This window comes from Flammeovirga agarivorans, assembly GCF_012641475.1.
GTDB classification, from domain to species: domain Bacteria; phylum Bacteroidota; class Bacteroidia; order Cytophagales; family Flammeovirgaceae; genus Flammeovirga; species Flammeovirga agarivorans.
The window spans coordinates 1-12,688 of record NZ_JABAIL010000010.1; the positions used below are offsets into that span (position 1 = coordinate 1).

The following is a 12,688-nucleotide window of genomic DNA, read 5'->3' on the forward strand; positions in this document are numbered from 1 at the left end:
GTAGTTCGTCATTGTTCGCTTCAAAAGATATCAGTTTCTCTGACTTCCAACCTGCTGATGCCGGTACATATGATTTATATGTGACTTCTACGACACATGCAGGACAAGAATACAACTTATACCAAGTCAACCTGACTTATACGTTAGGCGACAGAGATTCCGCTTACATTAAACAAGTCATTGCTGATTTAGGGAAAACGATTGATAATCCTTCTGATGAATTCAGAAACTGGACTATCGATGGAGTAAGTTATGTAGTAAATGATTATGGTGAAGTTACTTCATTAGACATTAGTGGTAATGACCTTACTTCTACTCCATCAAGTTTACTAAATCTCACCAACTTAGGCACTTTAGATGTAAGTGATAACCAATTGTATTTTGACGACTTAGATGTTCTAAATGCAATGGGTGTGGCTAGCTTCATTTACAGTGGACAAACAATCGATCCAATCCAAGAGTTAGATGAAACTGTTAAAGGCGGTGAAGGCTATACTTCTTCATTAACTGACGCTCCAACATATTCAGACATATCATACCAATGGGTATTTAATGAATCTGGGTACTCGAATGTACTGGACTTAGATATCGAAACAATGACAACTGAAGACGTTGGTAACTATCAGTTATTTATCTCATCTACCAACTACGATGGATTAGAGATTAAATTTGCTGATATCGATATCATCTTCTCTAATGGTAATCTAGATTCAACTAAGGTTCATGATTTACTAACTGAATTGGGAATCTCCTTCAACGAAGATGATCCATTCAGAACATGGAATAACGATGGAATTATCACAGGAATTGATAACAATGGTTATGTAACTGATATCGATTTATATGGTAAAGGTTTAACAGAAGTTCCTTCTACTTTAGCTGCTTTCGACAATTTACAAAACTTAAATCTTGAGGATAACAATATCTACTTTGATGAATTAGATGTTTTACTAAGTTACAGTGGGGATATCAACTTAACGTATACTGGACAAAGTGTTACACCTTCTGTGATCAATGAAGTAGTAAAACATGGTGACAACTACAATTCATCTATTACTCAAGATTACGTGGATGTCTACTACGATTGGAAAAAAGGTGGTTCTTCTGTTTACTCTACAAAAGACATCACATTTACTGATTTCCAATCTGCTGATGCTGGAACATATGACCTATATGTCACTTCGATGACACACTCAGGGCTTGAATTCAACTTATATCAAATCAACCTTACTTACACATTAGGCGATAGAGATTCAGCCTATTTAGAACAAGTAATTACAGATTTAGGTAAAACGATAGATAATCCTTCTGATGAATTCAGAAACTGGACAGTCGACGGTGTAAGCTATGTAGTGAACGCTTATGGTGAAGTCACTTCATTGGATATTAGTGGTAACGACCTTACTTCTACTCCATCAAGTTTACTGAATCTTACCAATCTTACTACATTAGATGTTAGTGACAACCAGTTGTACTTCGATGATTTAGATATTCTTAGTGCAATGAGTGTAGCAAGTTTTGTTTATGATGGTCAAAGTATCGATCCTATTCAAGAACTTGATGCTACTGTTAAAGGTGGTGAAGGGTATACATCTTCATTAACTGATGTACCTACTTACTCGGATATTACTTATCAGTGGGTGTTTAATGAGTCTGGATATTCAAATGTTCTTGATTTGGATATAGAAAGTATGACAAGAGAAGATGAAGGCAACTACCAATTATTTATCTCGTCATCTAACCACGATGGACTAGAAATTAAATATGCTGACATCGATATTACATTTGCATTAGGAGACCGAGATTCGACAAAAGTTCATGATTTATTGACTGAACTTGGAGTTTCATTTGAAGAAAATGATCCGTTCAGAGATTGGTTAACAGGCGGTATTATCGATAATATTGATGACAATGGTGCCGTAGGTGATATTAACTTAAGTAATCTTACCTTAACTCAAGTTCCTTCATCATTATCAGCATTTGAAGATTTACAGAACTTAAGCCTTGATGACAACAATATCTACTTTGATGAATTAGATGTATTACTTGGCTTCAGTGGTGACATCAATTTGACTTATGATGGACAAAGTGTTACTCCAACTGTGATCAACGAAGTTGTAAAACATGGTGACAACTATAATTCATCAATTACTCAAGATTATGCTGATATCTATTATGATTGGAAAAAAGGCGGTTCTTCAGTTTACTCTACAAAAGACCTCTCTTTCACAGATTTCCAACCGGCTGATGCTGGTACATATGATTTGTATGTAACATCAACCACTCACTCAGGACTTGAGTTCAACATATACCAAGTTAACCTTACTTACACATTAGGTGATAGAGATTCTGTTTACCTAGAACAAGTAATTACAGATCTTGGTAAAACTATCGATAACCCTTCTGATGAGTTCAGAAACTGGACAGTCGACGGTGTAAGCTATGTAGTGAACGCTTATGGTGAAGTCACTTCATTAGATATAAGTGGTAACGATCTAACTTCTGTACCTTCAAGTATTTTGAACTTAATGAATCTTGAAACTCTAGATGTTAGTAGCAACCAATTGTACTTCGATGATCTGGATTACCTAGGTACTATGGGGGTAACGAACTTCTATTATGGTAGTCAATCTATTGATCCAATTCAAGAGTTAGAAGAAATTGTAAAAGGTGGTGAAGGTTATACTTCTTCTTTAACAGCAGCACCTACCTACTCTGATCTAACATATCAATGGGTATTTAGTGAATCAGTACATTCAAATGTTCTTGATTTAGATATCGAAAGTATGACAAGAGAAGACGCAGGTAATTACCAATTATACATCTCTTCTTCCAACTATGATGGTTTAGCAATTATGTTTGCTGACATTAATATTACTTTCGCACTTGGTGATCAAGACTCAACAAAAGTCCATGATTTACTCACTGAACTTAGTATCTCATTTGAAGAAAATGATCCTTTCAGAGATTGGAATTCAGATGGTGTAATTGTAGATATTGATGATAATGGTTTAGTATTAGATATTGATTTGTATGAAAAAGGTCTAGAGACTGTACCTACTACATTATCTGCTTTTGAAAACCTTCAATATTTAAGTTTAGACAACAACCACCTTTACTTTGATGAGTTAGACAAACTAACTGGTTATGAAGGTGCTTATGTTACATATGAGAACCAATCGATAAAATCAACAACAATAATCAATGAAACTATTAAGCATGGTGATAGCTATAACTCTGCTATTGTTCAGAACTATAGTGATGTTGATTATGACTGGAGAAAAGGAGAAGGTACACTGTTTACTTCTAAAGATATCTCAGTATCTGATCTACAACCTGATGATGCCGGTTCATACGATTTGTATGTAACTTCAAGTACTCACCCAAGTCAAGAGTATTACTTATATCAAATCAACCTGAATTATACATTAGGTGATAGAGACTCTGTGTACTTAGAAAACTTTATTGCTGATTTAGGTAAAACAATATCCAACTCGTCTGATGAGTATAGAAATTGGATTGTAGAAGGTGTTACTTTCTCGGTTGATGACTATGGTTATATTACTGCTCTTAATGTAAGCGACAATAACTTGTATGAGATTCCAAGTAGTATTGAAAACTTCATGAATATAGCAACTTTAGACGCAAGTAATAACAAGTTATACTTCGATGACCTAGATTATCTTAATGGATTAGGTATTGCAAGCTTGAATCATTCAGGACAAACATTCGATACTGTAAATACAACTGAGACGGTTAAACATAGTTATGACTTTACTACTTCTGTTTCTCAAGAATATGGAGATGTTTATTACCGTTGGACTAAAGATGATGAGAATATTGTAACTGAAACATCAAAAGATATTTCAATTACTGATATGAGGTTATATAAAGCAGGTGTTTACGCAGTGTATGTTACTTCTAGCATTCATGGTGATCAAGAATATAAAATTGCAGAATATACCATCAACCATGAATTAGGTGATAGAGATAAGAGCAACCTTGCAACATTGATCGATGCTTTAGCAGTTAGTTACGATAACACTCAAGATTTCAGAGATTGGTTAGGTAATGAAACTACATTTGATTCATCTGGATATGTTCTTGGCTTAGATTTATCATCATTGGAAATCGAAAGTCTACCAAATGATTTAACTCAATTTATTAGAATTGAAAGTGTTGATCTTAGTGACAACTACTTCTTCTATGATGATTTAGATATTCTTTATACTGTAGATTACGAGGTGACTTACTCTCCTCAAAACTACGTACAACAAGAAGCGTCTTATGAAGTAATCCAATATTCTGCTCTTTCTAATGATGAAATGGCTGTTACGGATTATGAAGGTGAATTAAATTACCAGTGGTATTTTGAGGATGAAGTTTATGGTGAAAGTGGTACTTTACTTGAAGTTGAAAACTTTGATTCATCTAAAGAAGGTCAATATCAATTAAAAGTAACATCACCTACATCATGGGATGGTTTAGAAATCCATGTAGCTAATATTAATCTTCAGTATAAATCATTAATCTCAGAGGCTGATTCGTTAGCATTATTTGAGTTATATACTGAAATCAATGTAGATTTTGATCCTAACGAAAGAATCGTCAACTGGCCTAGAATGGATTATGAACCATCAACAGGTGCAATTATTGAATTGAACCTACATGAATTAGAAGGATTAACAACACTTCCTTCTATTATTGGTCAGTTTACATCACTTAAAACATTAAAATTATATGACAATGAGTTAGTCTCATTACCACAAGAATTGTGGAGTCTAACTTCATTAGATTACTTAGATTTATCAAATAATAATTTAGGTGATGAAGATATCTCTAGTTTAAATAATTTATCTGCTTTAAGAACTATTTGGTTAAGTGGTAACTCTTTCACTAGCATTCCGAATATTTCTAGTCTGAATGATTTATTATTCTTTATTGCGGATGATAACAACATAACAGAGATTGATAACGAGTTCACTTCAAATACAAATTTACTGCACTTATCACTTGCGGGTAATGGTATTCAGGTGATTGACATGGACTTCTCAGGTATTTCTAACTTGAAGAAAATTGATTTCTCAAGAAATGAAATCACAGAATGGAATAACAGTCTACCAACCAACTTAGAAGAATTGATTTTATATAGTAACCTATTAAATGATATCTCTTCTATTCCTTCGAATCTACATATCGAAATTGCAGACAATTACTTATTCTATAATGATTTGGAAGGTTTAGATTCTTCTTACGTAAGTTACTCTCCACAGAATTATGATATCTATTACGAGAACATCGCTTTAGTTGAAGGTGGTCAGTACAGCGTAAGTCTTCCAATTGCAACTACATCAGACTTCAGTAATTATATCTTTACTTGGTATAAAGATGGTGTAATCCAAGAGCAGTTTACTTCTAGTGACCTTGAATTCACTAATATGTCTCAGGGTGATGTGGGTATCTATTCTTGTTTCATTACTCATACTTACTGGGAAGAACTAAGTATTAAAGTAGCTGAAATAGGTATTGGATTTGACTGTGGTAGTGAATTGAATGTGGAGGTATCTCCTACTACTGAAACTCTTTTCTGTGCTGGTGATGATATAGTAGTTACTATTGAAGCCGGTTCTTCTGACACTGATGTTTCTTACTCTTGGTATTTAGGAGACGAGTTACTACCTCTATTAACTTCATCTAACATTACTATTCATGAAACAGGTATGTACTCTGTAAGAGTAAGAAATAGCAATGGTTGTGTTGCTTTCTCAGATAGTATTCAGGTGGTTCAAACATCTCCATTGATTGCTCCAGAGATTATTGCAGTAAATGATTCATTAGCTATTGCCGAAAGTGATTCAACACTTTCTTATTACTGGTACTTAGATGGTGAAATTATGGAAGAAACATTCACACAGATTTTACCTACTACATTTGGTAGTTATACTGTTGAAGCAGTGAATGAAAGTGGTTGTTCAATCTTCTCAGCAGAATACGTAATTAATAATGATCAGATTACGGATCTTGAAGATGAACTAATCGAAAAAGTACTTCCTTTTAATGTTTATCCTCAACCTGCTAATGAGTATCTGTTTGTACCAATTGAAGGTATTGGTCAAGTAGAACAAGTAGTTGCATTTGACCTGACGGGTAATCGTATTGAATTAAGTACTGATATTCTTACAGATAAGATGAAAGTAAATACTTCTAGATTAAATAATGGTGTTTATGTTATTACAATTAGCACCACTGATCATGAAGTCTATCATAAAAAGATTCTAATCAACGAATAACAAAAAAGGCTCAGTTTAAACACTGAGCCTTTTTTATTTATTTTGAATTTTGAAAAGTAATCGGCTTAACCGCAGAAGACTTTTGTACTGTTATATTAGCATCTTCTCCATGCTGCATTGCGTTGAGCATCGAAACTAAACCGATAAGAAAAAGAAGGCCTAATATTTTAAGTAATGTCTTCATGCTGAATTTTAGAAAGTTTATTCTTTACTGTTAATACATTTATGTACGGGACATTGACATAAAACATTTAAGATTTTAACAAATTATTTAAATACCCCTATTTTATTCTTCATAAAGTACAATTACAGTCTTTATAATTTTCATATATTATATAAATGAATAAGACGATAAACATTATTCTTATAGTTTTATTCAACACATCTTATTAAATTGAAGGTTAAAATTTAGTTCAGCATTAGACTTAGAAAAATGCATAAATATTATTTCAGCACACTGTTATTCCTCATTCTTTCAGTCACGTCATTTGCTCAAAACATCCCATTTGATAAAACACATTATCCCAATCAGAAGAAAGAATTACGTAATGCTCTAATGAATATTGACATTGCCGATGCATATCGTCAACAATACCATAAATATGACAGTGCTTTAAAGTATTATTATCTCGCTAATAATTTTAATGATCGGAATGCTGTATTAAACCAAAAAATTGGGATCACTTTCTCACTATTAGAACAATTAGATAGTGCTGATATCTATCTATGTACTAGTTTATCATTAGATAAAAATAATTTAAGAAGTATTTTCATTGCTGCTGATATTGCCCATAAAAATCAGAATTGGGATAAAGCGATCGAACTATATGAGCGTTATATTAATGAATATGATAATATTGCGTTTCCTACTAAAAAGGAGGTAAACGTACTTTTGCAACAAGCTAAGAATGGAAAAGTCGATAATAAAAATGTAGACATTATTAATTTAGAAGAGCTAAACTCTAGATATAATGAACTTAACCCACTCTTACTACCCAATACAAATCAAATATTTTTCACTTCAAACCAACCTTCAAAAAATTCTGTATTATCAAAAGTAGATGGATCATACTTTCAAAATATCTTTTATTATAATTACGATAAGAATGATTCGGCTACAGTAAAGATTGTTGATAATTCGATTATTAACCCTGAAGGTAACAGTAGTGTAAGTAGTATTTCTAAAAGTGGTAAAACGATGGTTATCTATCATGGTTTTAACACAGGCGTTGTCTATTACTCTAGGTTTAAAGATTTTAATGGCGAATCCTTACCCTATAATAAAACGAAAATGCCCAGTCCAATAAACTCTTACTTTCATCAACAAGGAGAAGGTACATTCACTCCAGATGGTAAAGGGTTTTATTTTTCAGCAAAGCGAGATAAGAAACAGAAGCATTACGACCTTTATTATACTACAAGAGAAGGGAAAAAGTGGAAAACACCACAACCACTTTCTACTATTAATTCAACATTTGATGAAATTGCGCCCTATTTTTCAAATAATGGCGATACATTATTTTTTGCTTCCAACTCAGAAAAGAGTATTGGTGGGTATGATATATTCTATAGTGTATTAAAGAATAACAACTGGTCTTCCCCACAAACATTACCAACTCCAATTAATAGCCCATTTGATGAGGTTTTCTATTCAGCCGATACTACAGGAGAAACCGTTTATATTTCATCAAATAGAATTGGTGGTAAAGGTGGTTATGATATCTATAAAATATCACCCAAAGTGGAAGAAATGGTTTCAGAAGAACTTAATGACGTTTTTGATCATCAACTGATGTATGCTCAATTAACTATCATTGATATTGATACCAAAATGCCACTTTCTGGAGTTCAATTACAATTATATAATTCAGAAAATAACAGCTTATTAAGGAATAAAATCTCAGATCAAAGAGGTATTGTGCAACTTGTTGATCTCCCAAAAAATGTAAGCTTGGGAGGTAATCTCATCAAAAAAGGATACAAATTCTTTTCTAGAAATTTCATCATTACTGAAGATTCAGCACTAAGGGTCATTGAACTTGAAAGTATTAAAATGGATCAAAAGGTTGAACTTGAAAATATTTTCTTCGATACAAATTCGAGTGTCATTAAAGAGAATTCCTTTTCAGAATTAAATGCTTTATTGAACTTCCTGCAACTTAACCCTTCTATCAATATTCAGATCGAAGGTCACACTGATAATACCGGAACAGATAATGGTAACATTCAACTCTCAAATGATAGGGCTTCTGCTATCTTAAGGTATCTAGAACAAAATGGTATTCAAGCCAACCGATTAACTTCAAAAGGCTTTGGAGACAGCATGCCTATTGCTGATAATTCGACCGAAGAAGGGAAAGCACAAAATAGAAGAACAGAATTCAAAATCATTAAAACGAATTGATATAAGAAACTTTATCCTTTTTTGGTATCTTCGCGTTGAAAGCAAAACAATTGTTTTCAATCACATTATAGCAAAATAAAAATATACATCATGATTGTAGTAACAGGTGCTGCCGGATTTATTGGTAGCTGCATGATTTCTAGATTAAATCAAGATAATTTCAATCATATTATCGCTGTTGATGATTTTTCATTCCCAGAGAAGAATAAAAACCTTGAAGATAAAACAATATTAGAAAAAGTTGAAAGAGAAGAATTCTTTGAATGGTTGGATAAAAACCATTTGGAAGTAGAATTTATCTTTCACTTAGGTGCAAGAACTAGTACAGCGGAATTTAATAGAGATATCTTAGCTCATTTAAATACTGAGTATACTAAGAAAATGTGGGAAGCAACTATAAAATACGCTATTCCATTAGTTTATGCATCTTCTGCTGCTACTTACGGTTTAGGTGAACTTGGCTATGAAGATAGTGAAGAGATCATTCCAAACCTTAAGCCTTTGAACCCTTATGGCGAATCAAAAAATGATTTTGATATTTGGGCACTACAACAAGAAAGAAAACCAATGTTCTGGGCTGGATTGAAATTTTTCAATGTATATGGTCCAAACGAATTTCATAAAGAAAGAATGGCTTCTGTTGTTTTCCATGCATTTAATCAAATTGGAAAGACAAATGCAATGAAGTTATTCAAATCTCATAATCCTGATTATAAGGACGGAGAACAGCAAAGAGATTTCGTTTATGTAAAAGATGTCGTTGAAATGATGATGTTCTTAATGCATGATAGAAAATCTGAGCATTCAGGTATCTATAATGTTGGAACAGGAGAAGCTCGTACTTTCCTAGATCTAACAAAAGCTACATTTAAAGCTATGGGAATAGAAGAAAATATCTCTTACATTCCTACACCGGAAGATATCCGCGATAAATACCAATATTTTACTGAAGCCACAATGGAAAAGATTCGTAAAATTGGTTACGATAAGCCATTCACTTCTTTAGAAGATGGTGTCGAAGATTATGTCAAGAATTATTTAATGTCTACAAAAAGATATTAAAAGATGAAGCCTGGTACTTTAAAGATGAGTACCAGGCTTTTTTATTTCAATTCGATAATCATTCCTGTTTTAGGTTGTATTGTCAATATAGGTAAATCGTCAATATTTCGATCACTTATCACATCATAGCCCTTCTTAGCCCCTTTTATCATACTATTAAAATTAGCTGTAGATACAGTTATACTCTTTGTCTCATTATTATTTAATAAAACCATCACTGTATCATCTTTAAAAGCTCGGAAGTACACATATACATCGTTTTCAGGAATAAAATGTACCAGCCTACCATTATGAATAACCTGACATGTTTTCCTCCAGTGTAAAATCCTTTTTATATAACTGAACATTTCCTCTTCAGATTTTGTTCTTCCTTCTTTTGTAAAGGCTGAACGTTTATCCCCCTTCCATCCACCTGGAAAATCCAAGCGCAAGGAGGAATGATCTGATTCCAACCCCTCAAATAACAGTTCAGTTCCATAATAAATCTGAGGGATTCCTCTTGTGGTTAAAAGAAACGTCAAAGCCAATTGAACTCGTTTCGGATCTTTTAAATTTGACATGACCCTATTCACATCATGATTATCTAAACATGTCATTAAGTTATAAGGGTTTTTAAAAAGATGGTCTTGTGCCAGGTGATTTGCCAACCGTCGCATCGGAGTATCCCATTCTGATTTTGAATCCCCTTTTGCAAAGGATTCATTTGCCATAAAAGTTAATGGCATATCAGTCACAGAAGGCAAAGAAGAATCATATCCATCAAAGTTCTTGGCTCCTCCTGCAAAATAAGCAACAACTGGAGTTTCTCTTACCAAAACTTCCCCCACAATATTAAAATTAGGATATTCTTCAAGTATTGCTTTTGTCCAAGTGCTAGTAAATGCCTTGAAGGCATAACCGAAAGTATCCATTCTAATACCATTTATCCCTGAAAATTCAATCCACCATATTGAATTTTGAATTAAATATTCTGCTAAAAATGGATTATTTTGATTAAGATCGGGCATATCTTTTGTAAACCAACCTTCAACATTTGCCTTAAAATCTTCGTCAGAAGTATAAGGATCATGTTGTTTAGTAACTTGATAATTAGTTCCAAAAAATGAACTATCCTTTTGTCCTTCGTCCCAATAATACTGGTGATTTAACCAGTCTAAAGAAGGCAAATCAGACATCCACCAATGATCAATACCAATATGATTGAAGACCAAATCCATGATTACCTTCAGACCCAATTGGTGACATAAGCTTACAAGACTTTTATATCCTTGATTTGTACCTAGCCTAGGATCTACTTTATAAAAATCAGTGATACCATATCCATGATATGAATATTTCTGAGCATTATTCTCTTGAATGGGATTTAGCCATAGTGCAGTTACTCCCAAGTCAACAAAGTAATCGAGATGATTTCTTATACCTTTTAAGTCCCCTCCATGCCTTCCAAATGGTGCATTTCGGTTTACTTTTTCTTTCATCCCATCTACATTGTCTATAGAAGGGTCTCCATTAGAGAAACGGTCTGGCATAATCAAATAAACTACATCAGATGTATTGAACCCCACATTTTTGCACTGTTCCTCTTGCCTATCTTTAAGATGATATTCTTTCTGGTCAACTTGTTTCCCATTTTTACTAAAAGAAATAAGAAAGGTATCAGGTAAACGATGATGACTTAAATCTAAATACAGCAACAAGTAATTGGGGTTATCTAGTTTTTCAATTTTAGATAACAGAACGTTACTTTCTTCAATAGAAGGAGATGTGTTTGCTATATTTCTCCCATATATCATGATTTGAAGAGATGAATTCTTCATCCCTTTCCACCAAAAAGGTGGTTCTATCTTTTCTATTGCATTACATGGAGTTGACATAATATTGAATATAGAAAATAATCACTAGAATAATTATGTTAATCCATGTACTTGAGCATCAAATTAGAAATAAAAAAGCCCATGTTTCCATGAGCTTTCTATTTATTAATTTATCAAAAATTAGTTTTTCACAATAGTAAAAGTACCTACAGCTGAATCACCTGATTCATCTACAGTTAAAGTAATAGTATAATTTCCTGCTTCAGCTACAGCAATGTTATCTCCATTATGTACTAGACTTTCCTCTGTACCACCTAAGTTTACATCCCAAGCATCATCTTTTCTAAACTTAATATCACCTACAACAAGATCTAAAGTAATAAAGTAATTTTCACCTTCTGCATCATACAGTAAATCTTGGTCAGCATCCCAACCATCTGGTGTTGCAGAACCAATAAGTCCCCAAATACCATCATTTTCATGTGGAGTTCTATCTGCAGGTTCTTCGTCAACTGGCTCCTCATCAGCTGGCTCTTCGTTCGCTGGTTCCTCATCAACTGGTTCTTCTTCAACATAAATTGGAGTTACCATGATATCATATTTATCAGATTCCGTCTCAATACCACCTTCAAAAGTACTAATTACTGAAATTTGTAATGCAGTAGCTCCTGGCTCGCTTCTCATTTCTTTGATAGCAGCATCCATTTCTCCAACTGTTACAGCCGCAGATAATTCAGAAGTTTCCTTTAATACAGTATAATCATCATTGTAGTACAAAGTTAGCTTATAGCTCGATGCATCAAGATCTCCATATTTAGCTGCTGTCCAAGTATACGTCTCAAATACATTATCTTCTTCACCGGCAACAAGTTCTGCAAGTGTAGTTGAAGGTGCATTCAATTCAGGTGTTTCAGGTAATAAACTCTCTAAAACATCTTCGACTTTATCTTCTGAACAAGATGAAAAAATAGAAAGAATTGAGCATAGTAGTACAGCCGAAAAAAAGTTTAGCTTTTTCATTTTCATATTATTTTGTATAAATAAAAAGTAGTAAATAATAAATGTTAGTGCGCACAAAAAAAGTGAAAATATATAGCAATTGCCATCACCTTTATATG

The 12,688-nt window shown here is 33.2% G+C and carries 6 protein-coding genes; 3 read left to right on the forward strand and 3 right to left on the reverse strand.

Features of this window, described 5'->3' with window-relative positions:
- The first annotated feature begins 11 nt into the window (after positions 1-11).
- Complete coding sequence (locus HGP29_RS23075; RefSeq protein WP_211093391.1) at positions 12-6,290, forward strand: T9SS type A sorting domain-containing protein; 6,279 nt, start codon at positions 12-14, stop codon at positions 6,288-6,290.
- 37 nt (positions 6,291-6,327) lie between these two features.
- Here the strand turns inward: HGP29_RS23075 and HGP29_RS23080 are convergent, their stop codons facing one another.
- Positions 6,328-6,474: a hypothetical protein gene (locus tag HGP29_RS23080; protein ID WP_168884820.1), complete on the reverse strand. Its 147-nt coding sequence runs from the start codon at positions 6,472-6,474 to the stop codon at positions 6,328-6,330.
- A 249-nt stretch (positions 6,475-6,723) separates the two neighbouring features.
- On the opposite strand from HGP29_RS23080, the gene HGP29_RS23085 reads away from it, so the two are divergent.
- Positions 6,724-8,694 carry an OmpA family protein gene (locus HGP29_RS23085; protein WP_168884821.1) on the forward strand — a complete coding sequence of 657 codons (1,971 nt, stop codon included), beginning with the start codon at positions 6,724-6,726 and terminating at the stop codon, positions 8,692-8,694.
- A gap of 90 nt (positions 8,695-8,784) precedes the next feature.
- Complete coding sequence (rfaD, locus tag HGP29_RS23090) at positions 8,785-9,756, forward strand: ADP-glyceromanno-heptose 6-epimerase (RefSeq protein WP_168884822.1); 972 nt, start codon at positions 8,785-8,787, stop codon at positions 9,754-9,756.
- 41 nt (positions 9,757-9,797) lie between these two features.
- On the opposite strand, the gene HGP29_RS23095 is transcribed toward rfaD, so the two are convergent.
- Both HGP29_RS23095 and HGP29_RS23100 read right to left on the reverse strand, forming a co-directional pair.
- Positions 9,798-11,630 (reverse strand): glycoside hydrolase family 13 protein, encoded by a 1,833-nt coding sequence (locus tag HGP29_RS23095; protein ID WP_168884823.1) that lies wholly within the window; start codon positions 11,628-11,630, stop codon positions 9,798-9,800.
- 120 nt (positions 11,631-11,750) lie between these two features.
- Positions 11,751-12,590, reverse strand: coding sequence for a SusF/SusE family outer membrane protein (locus HGP29_RS23100; RefSeq protein WP_168884824.1), 840 nt, complete (start codon positions 12,588-12,590; stop codon positions 11,751-11,753).
- Between the last annotated feature and the right edge of the window lie 98 nt (positions 12,591-12,688).